Raw genomic sequence first — 21,337 nt, forward strand, 5'->3', positions numbered from 1 at the left:
GGTCCGCGCAGGCGGGTCGGCCGTGCCATTGACAACGGCGTGTGCACGTTCTGTGCTGGAGTGCGGGAGGCTCCGCGACCCGGCCTCCTCGCATGACCCTGGTGACCCTGGTGGAAGGGGACAGCGATGGGACGTCCGGTCGGGATCGATCTGGGAACCACGAACTCGGTGGTGGCGGTGCTGGAGGGCGGGGAACCCACGGTCATCGCCAACGCGGAGGGCACCAGGACCACACCGTCGGTCGTGGCCTTCGCGAAGAACGGCGAGGTGCTCGTCGGCGAGGTCGCCAAGCGGCAGACCGTCACCAACGTCGACCGTACCGCCCGCTCCGTCAAGCGGCACATGGGCGACCCGGACTGGCGGTTCCCCGAGCACGGCTCCGTGGACGGTACCCGCTACCGCGCCCAGGAGCTGTCCGCGCGGGTCCTGCAGAAGCTGAAGCGGGACGCGGAGGCCTACCTCGGCGAGGACGTCACGGACGCCGTGATCACCGTGCCCGCCTATTTCGACGACGTCCAGCGGCAGGCCACCAAGGAGGCCGGGGAGATCGCCGGCCTGAAGGTGCTGCGGATCATCAACGAGCCGACCGCGGCCGCCCTCGCCTACGGCCTCGACCGCGGCGAGGAGCAGACCGTCCTCGTCTTCGACCTCGGCGGCGGCACCTTCGACGTGTCCCTGCTGGAGATCGGCGACGGTGTCATCGAGGTCAAGGCCACCAACGGCGACACCCTGCTCGGCGGTGACGACTGGGACCAGCGGATCGTCGAGCACCTCGCCGCCCGCTTCAAGGCCGGGTCCGGCATCGACCTCGGCAACGACCGGATGGCGCTGCAACGCCTGCGCGAGTCGGCCGAGAAAGCCAAGATCGAACTGTCCTCGTCCTCGGAGACGTCGATCAACCTCCCCTACATCACGGCCTCCGCCGAGGGCCCCCTCCACCTCGACGAGAAGCTGACCCGCGCCCAGTTCCAGGAGCTCACCGCCGATCTGCTGGACCGCTGCAAGACCCCCTTCCACCAGGCGGTCAGGGACGCGGGTGTGAAACTCTCCGCGATCGACCACGTGATCCTGGTCGGCGGTTCGACCCGGATGCCCGCGGTCACCGAGCTGGTCCGGGAGCTGACCGGCAAGGACCCGCACAAGGGCGTCAACCCGGACGAGGTCGTCGCCGTCGGCGCCGCGCTCCAGGCGGGCGTCATCCGCGGTGACGTCAAGGACGTCCTGCTCCTCGACGTCACCCCGCTGTCCCTGGGCATCGAGACCAAGGGCGGCATCATGACCAAGCTCATCGAACGCAACACCACGATCCCCACGCGCCGTTCGGAGATCTTCACCACGGCCGCCGACAACCAGCCCTCGGTCGGCATCCAGGTCTACCAGGGCGAACGGGAGATCGCCGCCTACAACAAGAAGCTCGGGGTCTTCGACCTCACCGGCCTGCCGCCCGCCCCGCGCGGCATCCCGCAGATCGAGGTCGCCTTCGACATCGACGCCAACGGGATCATGCACGTCTCCGCCAAGGACCTGGCCACCGGCCGCGAACAGAAGATGACCGTCACCGGCGGCTCCGCGCTGCCCAAGAACGACATCGACCGCATGATGCGCGAGGCCGAGCAGTACGCCGAGGAGGACCGGGCCCGCCGTGAGGCGGCCGAGACCCGCAACCAGGCCGAGCAACTCGTCTACCAGACCGAGAAGTTCATCCGCGACAACGAGGAGCGGGTGCCCGCCGACACCCGGCCGGAGGTCGAGTCGGCGATCGCCGAGCTCAAGGCGCTGCTGGAGCGGCAGGCCGACACGGACGCGCTGCGCGCCGGCGTCGAGAAGCTGGCCACGGTCAGCCAGCGGCTGGGCCAGGCCATGTACGCCCAGGCGCAGCAGGGCCCGACCGCGTCCGCGGCCCCGCAGGACGGGCCCGGACCGCAGGGCGCCCACACCCCCCAGGGCTCCCGGGACTCGCAGGACGACGAAGGGGTGGTCGACGCCGAGATCGTCGACGACGACCGCGACACCCGGGGCGGCGCCGCCTGACCGGTACTTCACACGTCAGTACTCCTGGCGGTACCGCTGGAGGATCCTCTTCGTCCGCTGGGCCGACGCGGCGTGCGTGGTCATGTGGTCGAGGACCTCCAGGTGTGCCGCGACCTCCCGGCGCGAGTCGAGGTACAGCGCGCCGGTCAGGTACTCGGTGAACACCATGTCGGGCAGTTCGGGCTCGGCGAAGCGGAACAGCGAGAACGGCGCGTACGTCCCCGGGTGCGGGCCCGCCGAGAACTCGGCGACCTGCACCGTGACCTTCCTGTCCTCGATGATCTCCAGCAGCTTGGTGAGCTGGTCGCGCATCACCTTGCGGTGGATGCTCACCGGGCGGCGCAGCACCGTCTCGTCGATGATCACCCACAGGTGCGGCGCGTTGTCGCGCTCCAGCAGCCCCTGGCGGGTCATCCGCAGGGAGACGTGCCGTTCCACCGCCTCGGTGCCCTCCTGCGCGATCGTCCCGCCTTCCATGACGGCACGCGCGTACGCCTCGGTCTGGAGCAGTCCGGGCATGAAGTGCGGTTCGTAGGAACGGATCAGCCGGGCCGCGCCCTCCAGGCTCACGTACAGGCTGAACCACTCCGGCAGCACGTCGTGGAAGCGCTGCCACCAGCCGGGCTGGTTCGCCTCCTCCGCCAGGGTCACGAAGTCGGTCGCCTCCTCGGCGGGCACGCCGTACGTCTCCAACAGCACCTGCACATAAGGAATTTTCAGGGCGACCTCGGCCATCTCCATGCGCCGTACGGTCGCCGGGGCCACCCGCAGGACGCGCGCGGCCTCCTCCCGCTTGAGCCCCGCGGCCTCCCGCAGCTCCTGCAGCCGTCTGCCGAGCACCACTTGGCCCACGGTGGGAGCGGGCCGACGTTCACTCACGCCACGTCTCCCCTGTGAGTCGATCAACCGGGCCAGTGTGCCACGGGATGCGCGGCAGCATCGGGGGACGATCGAATTGCATGCCGCGCCGCCGCGTCAAGTCCCCGCCGGGCGGGGCTACTTGGCGGTGGCCGGATCGGCGGGCGGGAACGGCCCCGGCGCCGGCTCGGCGGCGGTCACGTCCATCGGTGGGTTGTGACGGCAGTGCCGGTCCGCCGCGTCCGGTCCGCGTCGGCGGCCGGCGGCCGTACGATGGCCGACACCCGATCGGCGGCCCGCCCGGCCGCCGGGCCGGCGACACCCGTGACCAGCGCCGCCGCGGCCGTGATGTGGCAGGCTGGACGGGTACGCGGCACCCAGTGAAGGGAGCGAGCGCCATGGCCGTGCAACCGCTGTCGCAGAAGGAGATCGAGGACCGGCTGGCCGAGCTGCCGGGCTGGTCCCACGACGGGGAGCGCCTCGCCCGTTCCTACCGGCTGTCCTCCCACTTCGCGGCAGCCGCGCTGGTCGTGCACATCGCCCAGGTGCAGGACGAACTCGACCACCACTCCGACCTCACTCTCGGCTACCACACGGTCTCGCTCACCGTGAACACCCACAGCGTGGGCGGGGCCGTGACCGAGCTCGACTTCTCGCTCGCCCGCAGGGTGGAGGACCTGGCCCCGGGGCACGGAGCCCACTGAGCGCGACCGGACCGGGACGGGGGAGGACGCGTGCTGGACTACGACGAGGAAGCCGAACGCTACGACGCCTCCCGCGGCGGCGAGCCCAGGGCGGCGGCCGCCGCGGCGGCCGTGCTCGGCCTGGTGCCGCCGGGGACCCGGGGGCTGCTCGACGTCGCCTGCGGCACGGGCATCGTCACCCGGCGGCTGGCCGCCGGGCGCGACGGGCTGCGGGTCACCGGTGTCGACCTCGCGCCCGCCATGGCCCGCCGGGCCGCCGCCCGCCTGCCCGGCGCCGTGGTACGCGCCGACAGCCGCCGGCTGCCCTTCGCCGACGGACAGTTCGATGCCGTGTGCAGTGTCTGGCTGCTGCACCTGGCGGACAGCGACGAGGACGTGCGCGCCATCGTCGCCGAGTGCGCCCGGGTGCTGCGGCCGGGCGGGGTCTATGTGACCACGGTCGACAAGGCCGCCGCGCACAACGTGGGCAGTGACATCGATGCCGTCCTGGCCTCCCGGCCGCACCGGGCGGCCCGGGACGCGGCGCCCCTCGTGGAGTCGTACGCCCTGGCGCACGGCCTCGCTCCGGCCGGGCAGGCCCGCTTCGACGGTCATGGCCAGGGCCGCAGTCCCCGCCGGACGGTCGCGGATCTGCGCCGCGGCTGGTTCGTCACGCTGCCGCCCGGGGACCCGCTCGCCGAGCCGTTCGCCGACCGCCTCCAGGCCCTGCCCGACCAGGACCGCCCTCGCCCCGACCCGCGCTTCACCCTCCGGGCGTACCGGAAACCGGCCGGCTGAGGTCCCGACGCGGTCGGCCGGCCGGGTCCGCGCGCCGTCCACCGGGAGTTGCCGAGTGACCTGAAGCCGAGCCGGACGCCGCCGCTTCACTCCGGCCGGTATCCGGCTCCGCACTAGGAAGAAGCGTTTCCTCAGGCGTCTTCCGCCGCTGAGGCTTCCCCTTGGTCATCCCGGCAGCAGCGCGAGCCAGTTGGGCCCGTAGTTGATCGACGGCCATCGGGCCGGCTAACTCCCAAAATCTGCGACTCCTGCTCATACAGTTTCAACGCCGCAACGCGCCGCCCGTGACAGCAATTCCACCGAATGGAGCATGGCCGCCCACGGTCTGCACCCCACGCGGAGCCGTCGGCCTGCCGACGGGCCCAGGCGATGTCAGTGGCGGTCAGTAGTGTCATCCGGACAAGCATCCAACGAACAAGTCGGGGATGCTGCTGAGGCCCCGCCGGAGTGATGCCCGGCGGGGCCCGCTGCTGTCGGGCTTCTTCAGGGGCGCCCGCATGGCGACGGCCGCCATGGCCCGCGGCCCTCAGGTCACGGTGCAGCTCTGATTGCCCAGCTTGAAGGCGCCGGGCCTGGAATTCGTCCCGGACCAGCTCCCGGTGAAGCCGAAGCCCACCGACGAACCGGCCGCCACGGTGGCGTTCCAGCTCACGTTCTTCGCCGTCACCGCCGCACCCGACTGGGTGTAGTCGGCGTTCCACAGCTGGGTGACCTTCTGTCCGTCGGCGAAGGACCAGCCGAGCGACCAGCCGTTCCAGGCGCCCGTACCCGTGTTGGTGAGCTGGACGTCGGCCTGGAAGCCGCCCTGCCACTGGTTGGTGATCTTGTACGTCACCGCGCAGGCGCCGGTCGGCGTCGGGGTCGGAGTCGGGGTCGGGGTCGGCGTCGGTGTCGGGTCGGTGCCGCCTCCGCCTCCGCCGGCCGGGTCCGAGGTGTCGCCGTAGATCACGCCCCGGCCGTTGGTGGCGATGTACACCCGGCCGTACACCCGTGGGTCACCGGTGATGGCCGCGCCGGTCCAGCCCCACTGGTGTGCGTCGTCGTTGATACGCGTCCAGGTCGCGCCCTTGTCGGTGGAGCGGAAGACGCCGCGGACGCCGCCGATCTTCGCGCTGGTGTAGAGGGCCTGGTAGGACGTCCCCGTCGCCGCCTTGCCGAAGCCGATGGTGTCGGCCTGCTCGACGTTCGACAGCTTGGCGAAGGTCGTACCGCCGTCGGAGGAATGCCACAGGCCGTAGGCCCCGTCGCTCGCCCCGCCAGCCAGCCAGACATCGCCCTTGGTGCCGGGCAGCGCCTTGAAGCGCACGCTGTCGCCGCTGGGCAGTCCGGCCGCGGCGGACGCGGTGAAGGTGGCGCCGCCGTCCGTACTGACGTAGAACTTCCCGGACTTGAAGCCGTAGAAGGTCCTGGCGTCCACCCGGTCGGACTCCACGGTCGCGCCCGCCGGGATGCCGCTCGACGCCGACCACGAGGAGCCGAAGCCGGCCGTGTACTGCACGCCGGTGCCGGCCGGGCTCCACACGAAGCGGCTGCCGTCCGACGCGGCCGCGACCGTACCGCCGCCCGAGACCCCCGAAGGGTCCGTGCCCGCGAACCAGTTGGCGCCGTTGTCGGTCGAGAACGCCACATGCGCACCGGAGTCGAGGTTGCCGACCCGCACCACCGTGTTCGGGTTCGTCTCGGCGAAGTCCAGGCTGGTGGTCGTGGTGAAGTTCGGCGAGGTGTACATCATCGACGGCACCGCGGTCAGATCGGTGTGGCGGAAGCCGCCGATGTCACCGAGCGCGCTGAGCAGGGGCGCTCCGGACGGCGGCGAGGCCAGGTCGTTGACGGCCGTCTCCTCCAGGCCCTTCACCATCGGCTTGACGGTGAACTGGGTACCGCTGTCCCAGTCGGTGAGGTTCTCGGTGCCGTAGAGCGTCGCGCCCGTGCCGTACATCATCCGGGCGGAGTTGAACGGATCGATCTCCAACGCCTCGGTCATCCAGCCGAGTTTGGGCGTCTGCTCAGGCGGCGACGGATTGGCGCCCCAGGTCAGCCACGGCGAGGAGGACACGTCCATGGTGAAGCGGTTGGCACGGTTGGGGTACGAGGTGTAGTCCCACGCCTTCGTCCAGGTGGCGCCGCTGTCCGTGGAGCGGAAGAGCTGGGTGTCCGGCCACCAGGAGCTGTACGCGGTCGCCATCACCGTGCCCGGGTGCTGCCGGTCGACGGTCAGACCGCTGAAGCCGTAGTAGGTGTCCGCCTCGGCGACCGGGCTGATGTTCGTCCAGGTGCCGGTCGCGGTCGCGTACCGCCACAACTGGCCCTTGCCGCCGTCGTACGGACCGCCCTTGTCGCTGTAGGCGAGGTAGAGGTAGCCGTTCCTGGCATCCAGCACGCCCTTGTGCGCGAGGTAGCCGGTCGGCTGGCCCGCCAGCCGGGTCCAGGTCGCCCCCGCGTCCGTCGACCGGTACACCGCGTTGCTCTGGTCGGCGACCCCGACGTAGATGTTCTTGGTGGCGGTGCCCGAGGTGCCGGTGGACTCGTCGAAGGTCACCCACACGATGCCCTGGTTGTCACTGGCGTAGCCGGAGGTGTCGGTCGCGTCCTGCACGTAGTTGCCCACGTTGGGAAAGTTGGCGACCTGCGACCAGGTCACCCCGGAGTCGGTCGACCGCCACAGGCCCTTGCCGCTGGGCGCGCCCAGGTACAGCACGCTGTTCCTGTTCGGGTCGATCGCCAGACGCTCGCCCATGCCCCGGCCGGGCATGTTGCCGCCCAGCTTGAACGGCAGGTCCGTCTTCTGCCAGCCGGCGCCCCGGTCGGTGGACCTGAGCACGGCCCCGTTCCCGGGGTCCCAGCTGTTGGTGTACATGCCGACGGCCGCGTACACCTTGTTCGGGTCGACCGAGTCGGAGGCGAGGCTGACGACACCCGTGTGCCCCCAGTCGTTCCAGCCGACCGAGTCCAGCAGGGGAGTCCAGGTCTTCGTCGACTCCTGCCAGCGGTAGGCGCCGCCGATGTCGGTGCGTGCGTAGGCGAGGTTCTTCTCGGAGCGGTTGAAGACGATGCCCGGGACGAAGCCGCCGCCGTCGATACGGGCGTTCTTCCAGGTGTACGACTCGGCGGCGACCGTCACCTGTTCGTCCGGCGCGGCCAGCGCGGACGCCGTGCCCGCGAGGAGGCCGGCCGTGAGCGCGAGCACGGCCATGAGGATGCGGGTTCTTCGCACGATGGGTCCTTCCTTGACGGGGAGGAACGGGGGAGAGGAACAGAAAAGGGGCGGGACGCGACGACCGGGCGGCCCCCTGTGCGGGTGGGGGCCGCCCGGCGCGGTACGCGGAGCGATGGCGGGGACCTATTCGAGGAGCTCCGCGTACGAACCCATGGCCAGGGCGATGTCCGCCTGGGCCCAGAAACGGTGGTACGTGAACACGGGCGCGGCGCCGCCCGCGAGATAGGACGAGATCTTCGACCAGGCCGGGTCGTTCTTGTAGAAGGACCGCAGCGAGGTGAAGGTCGAGGACGAGCTGATCGTGTCGCCGTTGGGCATCTTGCCGGTCCAGCCGCTGGGCACGTACACGCTGTCGTTGAAGCGGCTGTAGTCGGTCCGGGTCTCCGGCACGGCGACGCCCAGGCTGTCCTGGTAGTTGCCCCACATGCCGTCGAGGAGCGCCTTCGCTGTCGTCTTCGCCTGCGCGTTCCCGGACTTGGCGGCGTAGTACGTCAGGGTCTTGGCGTACGCGGCCGCCACGCCGACGTCGTTGGTGTAGTCGGCGACGGTGACGTGCAGACCGCTGTTGGCGCCGGGGCTCGACGCGTTCCAGGTGTCGGGCTGGCCGGACCACTGGAGCGTGGAGGGGATCAGATAGGTGCCGTCCGGGTTGATCGTGGTCTTGGACAGCGCCCAGGTGACCCACTTGTCGAGGACCGCCTTGGCACTGGCGCTCCCGGTCTGCTGGTAGTACTCGGCGACCCGCTCCATCGACCACGCCTGGAAGCCGAACCACTGGTTGGACGGCGGGTCGTGGTAGACGGGCTGCTGGTCGTAGTACATGCCGTAGAAGGTGGACGTACCGGCCGGCGGGGTCGCGTACCGGCCCGCCCAGCTGTTGGTCGCGCCGCCCGCGATGGCACCCTCGCTCGACTGGAGCCAGCGGTAGAACTCCAGTTGCCGGTCGAGGGACTTGGCCCAGTCCGCCTGGCCCGTGGCCGACTTCGGCTTCAGGTCGGCGTTGGCGCTGAGCGCGTAGGCGGCGAGGGGGTTCTGGTAGCCGCCGTGGACATGGCTGGAGCCGATGCGCCAGGCCCAGCCGGCACTGGTGTCGGTGGCGCCGCCCCACGCGTAGTACCAGGACAGCAGGTAGGACGAGGCGTCCTTGCCGGTACCGGCCGCGCAGGTCGACGGCCCGACACAGTTGCCGATCTTCTTGAAGTACTTGTCGTACATGGCGTAGCGCAGATAGTCGCCCATCTTCGCCGCCTTGCCGACGGTGGCCGACACGTCACCGCCCTTGCCCTGGGCCTTGGCCCATACGTCCGCCCAGTACGCGGCCTGCACCGCACGGGCGTCCGCGTCCGGGGCGTCGGTGTACTTCCACTGCTTGGCGTACGACGAGTCGCCGGTGAAGAGGTCCAGATAGCCGTTGGTGCCGCCGTACTTGAAGGCGTCGCAGGTCGGCTGCGGCACCGTCTCCCACACCGACTCCTGCGGGCCGCGCTGGAAGGTGTTGATGTACGAAGGGCCGGTCGCGGTCGGGCCCGCCTCGCACTTGCCGGGCTCGTTGCCGTAGCCGTAGACGTTGTCGACGTCCTGGATCCAGTGCATGCCGTAGACGTCGTCGGTGCCGTACGCCGTCTTCAGCTCACCGGCGATCGGGTCCGTACCGACGGAGACCGCGGTGTCGAGCTTGGCCGGATACTCGTTCGGCGTGTCCAGCTCGGGCGCGTAGGTCGCCGGCTTCGAGGCGTTGTAGAAGGAGCTGGTCGGCTGGTCGGCGTGGGTGGGGATCATGTACTTCTCCATGAGGTCCCACGCACCGTTGAACTTGGTCCAGTCGCCCGAGACCTTGCCGTACATGGCCTGGAGCCACAGGAGGTAGCTGTACGCCTCCGACGTGGTCTCGTGCCCCTGGTCCGGGGCCTCGACGATCAGCGTCTCGACCGCGTGGTACGGGATGCCCTCGGGCGAGAAGTAGCCGTTCGCCGGGTTGGTGATCTTCCCGTAGAGGTCCAGGAAGCGGGCGTCGTACTCCTTCGACGCGGCGATCTGCGTGACCGTCACGGTGGCCTTGGTGTAGCCGGTGGCCGTCGAGTCGAAGGTGGCCGCGCCGGTCCCGGTGGCGGCGGCGGTGACCGTCACCTTCTGCGCAGTGCTCCAGTTGGACGGCGTGAAGGTGAGCGAGGCGCCGCCGGTGACCGACACGCCGGTGTTGCCGCCGGTGCGCGCGGTGGTGACGGTGACGTTCGCGCTGGGCTGCGTCGACAGCTTCAGGTCGTAGGTGGCCGTCTTGCCCTGCTGGACGGCCAGCTGGCCGGCCGAGGCCACCACGGCGGGACCCGAGGCGATCGTGATGCCGACCGGGGTGGATTCGGCCGACGCGCCCAGGCTGTCGTAGGCCTTCGCGAGCAGCGAATGACTGCCCACGGTCAAGCCAGAGGCCGAGAGCGAGTAGGGCGCGCTGGTGTCCGTGCCGAGCAGCGTGGTGTTGTCGTAGAACTCCACCTTGCTGATCGTCGCGCCGTCCGCGGCCGCGGCCGTGGCCGCGAGCGGGACCGCGGTGCCCTGGGTGTAGACCGCGCCCGCGGCCGGGCTGGTCAGCACGGCCAGCGGCGGCTGATGGGCGCCGGTGCAGGTGGTGCCGTTGACCGCGAAGGAGGCGGGGGCGGTGTTGGTGCCGCTGTAGCTGAACTGCGCGCCCGTGCTCACCGCCGCGCCCGCGGCGATCGTCCCGTTGTACGAGGCGTTGTTCACGGTGATCGCGGTGCCGGACTGGGTCCAGGTGCCGTTCCAGCCGTTCACCAGCTTCTGGTTGCCGGTGTAGGCGTAGGTCAGGGCCCAGCCGCTGATGGCGTCCGCGCCGCGGTTGGTGAGGGTCAGGTCCGCGGTGAAGCCGGAGCCCCAGTCGTTGGTCTTGTAGTCGACGCTGCACTGGAGCGTGGCCGCCTGGGCGGGGGCCGTGCCGACGGCGAGCATCGACAGGGGGAGGGCCAGTGCCGTCACGGCGGCGGCCCATAACCGTCGTACGGCTCTGCGCCTTCGGGGTGGGGGATGCATGGTGCTGGTTCCTCCTTGTTGCGGCTGTTGCGGCTCGGAGAAGTCAAGGCTTGAACCAGTGGGAGCGCTCCCATAGTGGGGACGGGGGTAGGGGCGGTCAAGACACTTGAAGAGTCGAAAAGATTCGATGAACACGTCGTCGGCCACATTGAGGAAAAGTCAGCGCACCCTCTGTTCTTCGCCGTTACTTGGCGCTACCTTCCTTCGCACCAGTGGGAGCGATTCCAACAGTCGACGCGTCCGCCACGACGCGCCCGAGCTGCAAGGAGTCGCTCATGCGACACCCCCCGCGTTCAGGTCTTTTAGTCGTGGCCGGTGCGATCGCCCTCATCGGGACAGCGGTCGTACCGGTCGTCACAGCGCAGGCGGCGACGCCGGCGTGCACGGTGCAGTACTCCGTCGTCAGTCAGTGGGACTCCGGCTTCCAGGGCACCGTGAGCATCACCAACAACACGGCCGCCCTGAGCAGTTGGAGCCTCACCTTCGACTTCGCCGGCGGCCAGAAGGTCACCCAGGGCTGGAACGCCAAGTGGTCCCAGTCCGGTACGGCCGTCACCGCCGTGAACGAGAGCTACAACGGATCCCTCGGCACCGGCGCGAGCGTCAGCGCCGGATTCATCGCCTCCTGGTCGGGCGGCAACACCCCGCCGGTCACGTTCAAGCTCAACGGCACCACGTGCAATGCCGACGCGGAGCCGTCACCCACCCCCACACCCACCCCCACACCCACCCCGACCGAGCCGCCCTCGGACGGCAAGGCGCCCGCACTGCACGTCTCCGGGAACAAGCTCGTCGACGCCTCCGGTGCCACCCGCCGGCTGCTCGGCGTCAACCGGTCCGGCGGCGAGTTCATGTGCGTGCAGGGGTACGGCATCTGGGACGGACCGGTCGACGACGCCGCGGTCAAGGCGATCGCCGACTGGAAGGCCGACACCGTCCGGATACCGCTGAACGAGGAGTGCTGGCTCGGCCTGTCCAACATCAAACCCCAGTACTCCGGGGCCAACTACATCAGCGCGGTGAAGGACCTGGTGGCCCGGGTCGAGGCGCACGGCATGACGCCGGTCGTCGAACTCCACTGGACCTACGGGCAGTACACCGGCAACTCGGCCGGCTGCTCCGACGTCCACGCCACCTGCCAGAAGCCGATGCCCGACATGCAGTACTCGCCCGCGTTCTGGTCGTCGGTGGCGAGCACCTTCAAGGCCGACCCGGCCGTCGCGTTCGACCTGTTCAACGAGCCCTACCCGGACCGGGCCACCGCCACGACCACCCAGGCCTGGCAGTGCTGGCGCGACGGCGGCAGCTGCCCCGGCATCGGCTACGAAGTGGCCGGAATGCAGGATCTGGTCGACGCCGTCCGCGGCGCCGGCGCGCACAACCTGATCCTGGCCGGCGGGCTCGCCTACTCGAACGACCTGAGCCAGTGGCTCACCTACCGGCCCACCGACCCGGCGGGCAATCTCGCCGCCGCCTATCACGTGTACAACTTCAACACCTGCGCGAGCGAGAGCTGCTGGAACTCCACCCTCGCCCCGGTCGCCGCCCAAGTGCCGCTGGTGGCAGGGGAGATCGGCGAGAACACCTGCTCGCACGCGTTCGTCGACCAGGTCATGAAGTGGTTCGACGCCCACGGTCTGTCCTACCTGGGCTGGACCTGGAACACCTGGGACTGCTCATCGGGCCCGTCCCTCATCTCAGCCTACGACGGCACACCCACGTCGTACGGAGCCGGGCTGCGCGACCATCTGCGCGCCCTGAACGGCTGATCCGCCCCGCGGTCCGGCACGCGCTCCACCGTGCAATCCGTCAAGTGCTCCACCGTGCAATCCGTCACGCGCTCCACCGTGCAGTCCATCGCGTAATCCATCACGGAACACCACAGAAGGAACCCGCACTCATGAGCCGTAGCAGAACAGCGGTACTCGCCGCACTGGCGCTGATCGCCGGCGCCACCGGAGCGGCCGTCACGGCCGCTCCCGCGTCCGCCGCCGTCCCCTGCACCGTCGCCTATTCGGTGCAGAACCAGTGGGACACGGGCTTCACCGCCAACGTGACCGTCACCAACAACAGCGCTGCCAAGAGCAGTTGGTCGGTGAAGTGGGCCTACGCCGGCAACCAGAAGATCACCAACGGCTGGAACGCGAAGATCACCCAGAGCGGTACCGCCGTCACCGCCAACAACGAGAGCTACAACGGGACGCTGGCGACCGGCGGTTCGGTCAGCTTCGGTTTCCAGGCCTCCTACAGCGGCACCAACGCCGTCCCGACCGCCTTCACCCTCGACGGCGTGACCTGCAACGTCGACGACGGGAGCAGTGGCGGGGGCGGCGGTGGCGGCGGAGGCGGCACCGACACCCGGGTCGACAACCCCTACGCCGGGGCCAAGGTGTACGTGAACCCCGAGTGGTCGGCGAAGGCCGCGGCGGAACCCGGCGGCAGCCGGATCTCCAACCAGCCCACCGGTGTCTGGCTCGACCGCATCGCCGCCATCGCGGGCGCCAACGGGAGCATGGGCCTGCGCGCCCACCTCGACGCGGCGCTCGCCCAGAAAGGAACCGGCGAGGAGGTCGTCCAGCTGGTCGTCTACGACCTGCCCGGACGTGACTGCGCGGCACTGGCCTCCAACGGCGAACTCGGCCCGACGGAGATCGACAAGTACAAGACGCAGTTCATCGACCCGATCGCGGCGATCCTGGCCGACTCGAAGTACGCCTCGCTGCGGATCGTCACCACCATCGAGATCGACTCGCTGCCCAACCTCGTCACCAACACCGGCAGTCGGGCCACCGCCACGGCCGCCTGCGACACCATGCTCGCCAACGGCAACTACGTGAAGGGCGTCGGCTACGCCCTGCACAAGCTCGGCGCGATCCCCAACGTCTACAACTACATCGACGCCGGACACCACGGCTGGCTCGGCTGGGACGACAACTTCGCCCCGTCCGCCCAGCTCTTCTACCAGGCCGCCAACGCCGAGGGTGCCACCGTCGCCGACGTGCACGGCTTCATCACCAACACGGCCAACTACAGTGCCCTGAAGGAGAACAACTTCACCGTCAACGACACCGTCAACGGCACCTCCGTGCGCCAGTCGAAGTGGGTCGACTGGAACCGGTACGTGGACGAGCTGTCGTACGCCCAGGCCTTCCGCAACCAGCTCGTCTCGGTGGGCTTCAACTCCGGTATCGGCATGCTGATCGACACCTCCAGGAACGGCTGGGGCGGCACCGCCCGGCCCGCCGGACCGGGTGCCACGACCAGCGTGGACACCTATGTCGACGGTGGCCGCTACGACCGCCGCATCCACATCGGCAACTGGTGCAACCAGTCCGGTGCCGGTCTCGGCGAACGGCCGAAGGCGGCCCCGGCGGCCGGGATCGACGCGTACGTGTGGATGAAGCCGCCGGGTGAGTCCGACGGCTCCAGCAGCGCCATCGCGAACGACGAGGGCAAGGGCTTCGACCGGATGTGCGACCCGACCTACACGGGCAACGCCCGCAACGGCAACAGCATGTCGGGCGCCCTGCCGAACGCCCCGCTGTCCGGCCACTGGTTCTCCGCCCAGTTCCAGCAACTGATGCAGAACGCCTACCCGGCGCTGTAGAGCACTGACCCGCTCCACCGGGGCCGACCCCCTCCAGGGGCCGGCCCCGGTGGCGGTTTCCCGCCGCCTGCCGTTGCCGTCCCGGCAACGGAGGTGGCCGTCGCGCGGTGTGTCGGAGCAGGCTGACGGCAACCGGACGAGAGGCTGACTTCCATGGCGCATCACCATCATCACCACGGTCACGGCGCGGGCGACGTATCCGGCTCCGACCTGGACTGGGCCGAGATGGCCGAACCGCTGGAGGCGCAGGCGGAACTGTTCGCACCGCTGTACACCCAGGTCCTGGCCTGGCTCGGGGAGCAGGTGGCCGAGCCCGGTCTGATCGTCGACGCGGGCAGCGGGCCCGGAGTCGTCTCCTGCCGGTTCGCCCAGACGTTCCCGGGCGCGCGGGTGATCGCCGTGGACGCCGCCGACCCGCTGCTGGAGCGGGCCCGGCAGCGCGCGGCCGCACTCGGACTCGCGGACCGCTTCGCCACCCTGGCCGGTGATCTCCCGTCCGTGCTGGCCGAGTCGGACGCACCCGTCGACCTGCTGTGGGCGGCCCGCAGCCTGCACCACATCGGCGACCAGGGCGCCGCCCTCGCCGCGTTCGCCGACCGGCTGGCCCCGGGCGGGACGCTGGCGCTGATGGAGGGCGGGCTGCCCGCCCGCTACCTGCCCCGCGACCTGGGCCTGGGCCGTCCCGGACTCCAGTCGCGGCTCGACGGGGTGCTGGAGGCGTGGTTCGCGCGGATGCGCGCCGGGCTGCCGGGGTCCGTCGCGGGGCACGAGGACTGGCCCGCCCTGCTGGCCGCGGCGGGCCTGAAGCACACCGGCACCCGCACCTTCCTGCTGGATCTGCCCGCGCCCGCGTCCGAGCGGGCCCGCGCCCATGTGGCCACGTCCCTGTCCTGGCTGCGCGAGGACTGCGCCGAGGACATCGGCCCCGAGGACCTCACCGTCCTCGACCGTCTGCTCGACCCGGACGACGAGGCGAGCGTGCACCGCCGGCCGGACGTGTTCGTGCTGGCGGCGCACACCGTGTACACGGCGGTGCGGCCCGCGTAGCGACGCCCCGGTGCCGCCCGGCCGGTCGCGCGCGGGGTCCGCGGCGGCCGCGCTTGACTTCGAGAGCGCTCCAAATGATGGACTCCTCGTCGTTCACCGAGACGCAGGGGGTAACCATGACCGACTCTCCGGTCACACTCATCACCGGGGGCGGCAGCGGCATCGGCGCCGCCGTCGCGCGGCGGCTGCTGGAGGAGGGACAGCGGGTCGCCGTCACCGGCCGCGGCGAGCGGCGGCTGACCGAGTTCGCCGAGGAACTCGGCCGTCCCGAGGGCCTGTTGACCCTGGTCGGGGATGCGGCGGACTATGCGCAGATCCAGTCGGCCGTCGAGGCCACGGTCAAGGCCTACGGCCGGCTGGACACCGTCGTCGCCAACGCCGGCATCGCCACCCACGACGCGGTCGCGGACGGCGACCCCGCCGGCTGGACCGAGATGGTCCTCACCAACGTGCTGGGGCCCGCCCTGCTGATCAGGGCCTCGATCGACGCGCTGAAGGAGACCCGAGGCCGGATCGTGCTGCTCGGCAGCGTCGCCGGGTTCGTGCCCACCCCGGGCAACCTCTACGGCGCCACGAAGTGGGCCGTGACCGGCCTCGCCGAGAACACCCGTCGGCAGGTCACGGACTTCGGCGTCGGCGTGACCCTGGTCGCGCCGGGCCGGGTGGAGACCCCGTTCTGGGACGGCAACGGATCGCTGCCGCCCGGGCGGCTGCTCACCGCCGACCAGATCGCCGACTCGGTCGTCTGGGCCGTCCGGCAGCCGCACGGGGTCGACGTGAACACCGTCGTCGTACGGCCGCTCGGACAGCCCAACTGACGCAGAGCTGCGACAGGCCGGGTCAGCCCACGTCGAAGACCGCCGGGTCGGGACCGATCCGGCGGTCCTCGTTCAGGGCGCTGATCGCCGCGAGGTCCTCGGCGTCCAGGACGAAGTCGAACACGTCGATGTTCTCCTTGATCCGGGACGGCGTCACGGACTTCGGGATCACCACGTTGCCGAGCTGGAGGTGCCAGCGCAGCACGACCTGGGCCGGGGTGCGGTTGTGCTTCTGGGCGATCGCGACGATCGCCGGGACCTCCAGCAGGCCCTTGCCCTGGCCGAGCGGCGACCAGGCCTCGGTGGCGATGCCCTGCTGAGCGTGCAGCTCACGGGAGACGTGCTGCTGGAGGTAGGGGTGCAGTTCGATCTGGTTGACCGCGGGGATGACCGAGGTCTCCGAGATCAGCCGCTCCAGGTACTCCGGCAGGAAGTTGGACACGCCGATGGCGCGCACCCGGCCGTCCGCGTAGAGCTTCTCGAGCGCCTTGTAGGTGTCGACGTACGTGTCCCGGGCCGGCAGCGGCCAGTGGATGAGGTACAGGTCGAGGTAGTCCAGCCCCAGCTTGTGCAGGGAGGTGTCGAACGCGCGCAGAGTCGCGTCGTACCCCTGGTCGCTGTTCCAGAGCTTGGTGGTGACGAAGACGTCCTCGCGGGGGATGCCGCAGGCCGCGATGGCCTTGCCGGTGCCCTCTTCGTTGCCGTAGATCGCCGCTGTGTCGATGCTGCGGTACCCGGCCTCCAGCGCGGTGGCGACCGCCTGCTCCGCCTCGGCGTCCGGCACCTGCCAGACGCCGAAGCCCAGCTGGGGCATCTCGACGCCGTTGTTGAGGATGATCGGGGGGACCTTGCTGCTCACGAGCTCTTGATCCTTCGGTTGTCCGTCAAGTGGTACTCCCATCGTCAACGATCACGGGCCGTGATGCATTCCTGACGAGGGAATCCGTCCGAACCGCCGGGGAACGGCTCAGGCGTGGTAAAGAGCCTCGACCTCGTCGGCGTAGACCTTCTCGATCGCCTTGCGCTTGAGTTTCAGCGACGGGGTGAGCAGTCCGTGCTCCTCGGTGAACGGCTGGGCCAGGATCCGGAAGGTGCGGATCGACTCGGCCTGCGAGACGAGGGTGTTCGCCGCGACCACCGCCCGCCGCACCTCGGTCTCCAGGGCCGAGTCGCGCACCAGCTCGGCCGGGGACGGCAGCGCTCTGCCGCTCATCTGGAGCCAGTGCTCCACGGCCTCCTCGTCGAGGGTGATCAGGGCCGCGATGTAGGGGCGGTCGTTGCCGACGACGATGCACTGGTTGACCAGCGGGTGGTCGCGGACGCGTTCCTCCAGCACCCCGGGCGAGACGCTCTTGCCGCCGGAGGTGACCAGGATCTCCTTCTTGCGTCCGGTGATGGTGAGGTAGCCGTCCTCGTCCAGGGAGCCCAGGTCGCCGGTGGCCAGCCAGCCGTCGTGCAGGGACTCGTCGGTGGCCTTGGGGTTGTTGAGATAGCCCTGGAAGACGTTGGCGCCGTTCAGCCAGATCTCGCCGTCGTCCGCGATGTGCACGCTCACGCCCGGGACGGCCTGGCCGACGGTGCCGTAGCGGGTCTGCTCGGGCGGGTTGGCGGTCGCGGCGGCGGTCGACTCGGTGAGCCCGTAGCCCTCGTAGATCTGCACCCCGGCGCCCGCGAAGAACAGGCCGAGCCGCCGGTCCATCGCGGAGCCGCCCGACATGGCGTTGCGGATGCGGCCGCCCATCGCGGCGCGCACCTTGGCGTAGACGACCTTGTCGAAGAACTGGTGCTGCACGCGCAGCGCCGCCGACGGGCCGGGACCCAGGCCCCAGGCCTTGTTCTCCACGGCCTCGGCGTACTTCACCGCCACCTCGACGGCCTTCTCGAACGGGCCGGACTTGCCGTCCTTCTCCGCCTTGCGGCGGGCCGCGTTGAACATCTTCTCGAAGATGTACGGCACGGCGAGGATGAAGGTCGGCCGGAAGGCGGCCAGGTCGGGCAGCAGCGCGGACGCGTTGAGCTGCGGCTGGTGGCCGAACCGGACCCGGCCGCGGATCGCGGCGATCTCCACCATCCGGCCGAAGACGTGCGCGAGCGGCAGGAACAGCAGGGTCGCCGCCTCGTCGCCCTTCTTGGAGTGGAACACCGGCTCCCAGCGGGCGATCACCGTGTCCGCCTCGAACATGAAGTTGCCGTGCGAGAGGACGCAGCCCTTGGGGCGGCCCGTGGTGCCCGAGGTGTAGATGACGGTGGCGGTCGACTCGGGGGTGACCGCCTCCCGGTGCCGGTGCACCACCTCGTCGTCGAGATGGGCGCCGGCCTCGTACAGCTCCGGTACGCAGCCGTCGTCGAGCTGCCACAGCCGGCGCAGCCGCGGCAGGCGGTCGATGACGGTGGCGATCGTCATCGCGTGGTCCTCGTGCTCCACGATCGCCGCCGCCACCTCGGCGTCGTACAGCATCCAGAAGCACTGCTCGGCCGAGGAGGTCGGGTAGATCGGCACGACCTCGGCGCCGATCGACCACAGCGCGAAGTCGAGGAGCGTCCACTCGTAGCGGGTACGGGACATGATGGCGACCCGGTCGCCGAAACGGATGCCCTCGGCCAGCAGCCCCTTGGCCAGGGCGAGCACCTCGTCGCGGAACTCGGCGGACGTCACGTCCTGCCACTGTCCCTGTTCGTCCTTGCGGCCGAGCGCGATGTGCAGCGGGTCTTCCTCGGCATACCGGAAGACGACGTCGGCCAGGCCGCCGACCGGCGGTGCCGACGCCGACGGAGGGTTGGTGAACTCGCGCAAACCCCGCTCCCCGCTCTAGTGACGCACCGCACAGCGCCGTGAAAGCTACCCCACCGAACGCCAGGTCGGGAGGGGGCGGAAAGCCGGGCGAGGGCGGTCTCCGGCTGTCCAGGGGGAGGGGAAAAGGGTCGATAGCGGGGAGGACCGGACACAAACCTGACGGTTGAGTAAGTTTCGCGACCCTAATCTCCACTGAATCTGTACGACGTTGAACGACCCTCTGGGAGCGACGCCGGGCCCCCGTGCGGGGTCCGGCGCGGCCTGGTGCGCAGGCGGTCGGTCGCGGGGGTCCGGCATGTGGGGACGACGCCGTTCCTGCGCCGGGTCAAGCAGCTCACGTACCCGCTGCCGTCGCGTCGGCGCGCTCCTCGCCGGGTCCGCGCCAGCGGCGGTGCAGCCGGTCCCCGCCGCCGAGGACCGCCGCGGCCAGCGCGTCCGCCGCGCCCTGCGCCGCCGTCCGCCGCCGGCCGTGCACCAGGACGAACTCGACGCGGCCCAGCTCCGGCAGGCCCGCCCGCTCCGGCACCCGCACCAGGCCCGGCGGGACCAGCCCCCGCGAGTGCGCCATCACGCCCAGGCCCGCCCGCGCCGCCGCGATCAGCCCGTTGAGGCTGCCGCTGGTGCACGCCACCCGCCAGGCCCGCCCCTGGCGCTGGAGTGCCTCGAAGGCGAGGGCCCGGGTGATCCCCGGCGGCGGGTAGACGATCAGCGGCACCGGACGGTCGGGATCCAGGCGCAGCCGCTGCGCGCCGATCCACACCAGTTCGTCGCGCCACACCAGCTCGCCGCGCGGGTCCCCCGGGCGCCGCTTGGCCAGCACCAGGTCGAGCTTCCCGGCGGCCAGCTGTTCGTGGAGCGTGCCGGACAGTTCCACGGTCAGTTCCAGGTCGACCTCGGGATGGTCGTGCCGGAAGCCCTCCAGGATCTCCGGGAGCCGGGTCAGCACGAAGTCCTCCGACGCGCCGAAGCGCAGCCGGCCGCGCAGCCGCGTGCCGGCGAAGAACGTCGTCGCCTGCTCGTGCACCTCCAGGATCCGGCGCGCGAAGCCGAGCATCGCCTCGCCGTCCTCCGTCAGCTCCACCGAGTGCGTGTCCCGGGTGAACAGCGTCCGGCCGGTGGCGTCCTCCAGCCGCCGTACGTGCTGGCTGACGGTCGACTGGCGCAGCCCCAGCCGCCCGGCGGCCTGGGTGAAGCTCAGCGTCTGCGCCACCGCGAGAAAGGTACGCAGCTGGGAGGGGTCGTACACACCCACCACCGTATACGGCCATCACGTCACGCGATGACAGTCAGTGCGGTATGACGGATTCCCGATCACGGAGCGGGAGAGGACGATGGAGGGGGGCTTCCTGAGCGGCCCCGGACCGCAACGCACGAGCAAGTGGAGCACCGTGAAACGCCTGCGCCGGCCGATTCGGATGCCGATCGACCCGTACATCCTGCTGCTGCTCGGGACGGTGGGCCTCGCCGCGCTCCTGCCCGCGCGCGGAGCGGCCGCCGAGGTCGCCTCCGGTGCCTCCACGGCCGCGATCGCCTTCCTCTTCTTCCTCTATGGCGCCCGGCTGTCCACCCGCGAGGCGCTCGAAGGGCTGCGTCACTGGCGGCTGCACGGCACCGTCCTGCTCTGCACCTTCGTGGTCTTCCCGCTGTTCGGCCTGGCCGCCCGCGGACTCGTCCCGGTGCTGCTGACCCACTCGCTCTACCAGGGACTGCTGTTCCTCACCCTGGTCCCCTCCACCATCCAGTCGTCGATCGCCTTCACCTCGATGGCCCGCGGCAACGTGCCCGCGGCGATCTGCGCGGGTTCCTTCTCCTCGCTCGCGGGCATCGTCGTCACCCCGCTGCTGGCGGCCGCGCTGCTCGGCGGCAGCGGCGGCGGGTTCTCCGCCGACTCCCTCGTCAAGATCGTGCTCCAGCTGCTCGCGCCGTTCCTGGCCGGGCAGGTGCTGCGCCGCTGGATCGGCGGCTTCGTCGCCCGGCACCGGAAGGCGCTCGGGTACGTGGACCGCGGATCCATCCTCCTCGTCGTCTACACCGCGTTCAGCGAGGGCATGGTCCAGGGCATCTGGCACCAGGTCAGCCCGGTCCGGCTGGGTGGGCTGCTGCTGGTCGAGGCCGTCCTGCTCGCCGTGATGCTCGCGCTGACCTGGTACGGCGCGAAGGCGCTGGGCTTCGCCCGCGAGGACCGCATCGCCATCCAGTTCGCCGGCTCGAAGAAGTCCCTGGCCTCCGGACTGCCGATGGCGAGCGTGCTGTTCGGCGCGCACGCCTCGCTCGCGGTGCTGCCGCTGATGCTCTTCCACCAGATGCAGCTGATGGTGTGCGCGGTGATCGCCAAGCGCCGGGCCCACGACCCGGAACCGGCCGGCGCCGCCGCGCCGGCCGCCCCGGTGCGGACCGGCACGGTCACGGGGACCCGTTCGCGCTGACCCCGTTCGCGCCGAC

Annotated in this window: 14 protein-coding genes; 8 read left to right on the forward strand and 6 right to left on the reverse strand. The window is 70.5% G+C overall.

Translation table 11 applies throughout. The features are described 5' to 3' along the window. The first annotated feature begins 126 nt into the window (after positions 1–126). The gene (gene dnaK / locus ABT085_RS00005) at positions 127–2,031 is read left to right on the forward strand and encodes a molecular chaperone DnaK (RefSeq protein ID WP_351599781.1); all 1,905 of its coding nucleotides are present in this window, start codon (positions 127–129) and stop codon (positions 2,029–2,031) included. 15 nt (positions 2,032–2,046) lie between these two features. Here the strand turns inward: dnaK and ABT085_RS00010 are convergent, their stop codons facing one another. Beyond that, the gene (locus ABT085_RS00010) at positions 2,047–2,910 is read right to left on the reverse strand and encodes a Sco1979 family transcriptional regulator (RefSeq protein WP_351599783.1); all 864 of its coding nucleotides are present in this window, start codon (positions 2,908–2,910) and stop codon (positions 2,047–2,049) included. A 377-nt stretch (positions 2,911–3,287) separates the two neighbouring features. Here ABT085_RS00010 and ABT085_RS00015 point away from each other — a divergent pair, with 377 nt between their 5' ends. Beyond that, a complete protein-coding gene (locus ABT085_RS00015; RefSeq protein WP_351599785.1) occupies positions 3,288–3,593 on the forward strand; it encodes a 4a-hydroxytetrahydrobiopterin dehydratase in 306 nt (101 codons plus the stop codon). A gap of 30 nt (positions 3,594–3,623) precedes the next feature. Beyond that, positions 3,624–4,370 carry a class I SAM-dependent methyltransferase gene (locus ABT085_RS00020; protein ID WP_351599787.1) on the forward strand — a complete coding sequence of 249 codons (747 nt, stop codon included), beginning with the start codon at positions 3,624–3,626 and terminating at the stop codon, positions 4,368–4,370. A gap of 526 nt (positions 4,371–4,896) precedes the next feature. On the opposite strand, the gene ABT085_RS00025 is transcribed toward ABT085_RS00020, so the two are convergent. Then, positions 4,897–7,584, reverse strand: coding sequence for a cellulose binding domain-containing protein (locus ABT085_RS00025; RefSeq protein WP_351599789.1), 2,688 nt, complete (start codon positions 7,582–7,584; stop codon positions 4,897–4,899). A gap of 126 nt (positions 7,585–7,710) precedes the next feature. After that, positions 7,711–10,629 (reverse strand): glycoside hydrolase family 48 protein, encoded by a 2,919-nt coding sequence (locus ABT085_RS00030; protein WP_351599791.1) that lies wholly within the window; start codon positions 10,627–10,629, stop codon positions 7,711–7,713. Positions 10,630–10,904: 275 nt separating this feature from the next. Between ABT085_RS00030 and ABT085_RS00035 the strand changes: the two genes are divergently transcribed. From ABT085_RS00035 to ABT085_RS00050, 4 genes are all read left to right on the forward strand, one after another. Next, the gene (locus ABT085_RS00035) at positions 10,905–12,398 is read left to right on the forward strand and encodes a cellulase family glycosylhydrolase (RefSeq protein ID WP_351599793.1); all 1,494 of its coding nucleotides are present in this window, start codon (positions 10,905–10,907) and stop codon (positions 12,396–12,398) included. A 131-nt stretch (positions 12,399–12,529) separates the two neighbouring features. After that, positions 12,530–14,236: a glycoside hydrolase family 6 protein gene (locus ABT085_RS00040; RefSeq protein WP_351599795.1), complete on the forward strand. Its 1,707-nt coding sequence runs from the start codon at positions 12,530–12,532 to the stop codon at positions 14,234–14,236. A 153-nt stretch (positions 14,237–14,389) separates the two neighbouring features. Next, positions 14,390–15,283 carry a class I SAM-dependent methyltransferase gene (locus ABT085_RS00045; RefSeq protein WP_351599797.1) on the forward strand — a complete coding sequence of 298 codons (894 nt, stop codon included), beginning with the start codon at positions 14,390–14,392 and terminating at the stop codon, positions 15,281–15,283. 116 nt (positions 15,284–15,399) lie between these two features. After that, positions 15,400–16,101, forward strand: a complete 702-nt coding sequence (locus ABT085_RS00050; RefSeq protein WP_351599799.1) for an SDR family oxidoreductase — start codon at positions 15,400–15,402, stop codon at positions 16,099–16,101. A gap of 22 nt (positions 16,102–16,123) precedes the next feature. On the opposite strand, the gene ABT085_RS00055 is transcribed toward ABT085_RS00050, so the two are convergent. The 3 genes from ABT085_RS00055 to ABT085_RS00065 form a co-directional block, all read right to left on the reverse strand. Continuing rightward, positions 16,124–16,960: an aldo/keto reductase gene (locus tag ABT085_RS00055; protein ID WP_351599801.1), complete on the reverse strand. Its 837-nt coding sequence runs from the start codon at positions 16,958–16,960 to the stop codon at positions 16,124–16,126. Positions 16,961–17,068: 108 nt separating this feature from the next. After that, positions 17,069–18,895 (reverse strand): AMP-dependent synthetase/ligase, encoded by a 1,827-nt coding sequence (locus ABT085_RS00060; RefSeq protein ID WP_351599803.1) that lies wholly within the window; start codon positions 18,893–18,895, stop codon positions 17,069–17,071. 334 nt (positions 18,896–19,229) lie between these two features. Next, a complete protein-coding gene (locus tag ABT085_RS00065; protein ID WP_351599805.1) occupies positions 19,230–20,141 on the reverse strand; it encodes a LysR substrate-binding domain-containing protein in 912 nt (303 codons plus the stop codon). 169 nt (positions 20,142–20,310) lie between these two features. On the opposite strand from ABT085_RS00065, the gene ABT085_RS00070 reads away from it, so the two are divergent. Next, complete coding sequence (locus tag ABT085_RS00070; RefSeq protein ID WP_351599931.1) at positions 20,311–21,321, forward strand: bile acid:sodium symporter family protein; 1,011 nt, start codon at positions 20,311–20,313, stop codon at positions 21,319–21,321. The last annotated feature ends 16 nt before the right edge of the window (positions 21,322–21,337 follow it).

This window comes from Streptomyces sp. NPDC002265 (assembly GCF_040296125.1).
Classification (GTDB): Bacteria; Actinomycetota; Actinomycetes; order Streptomycetales; family Streptomycetaceae; genus Streptomyces.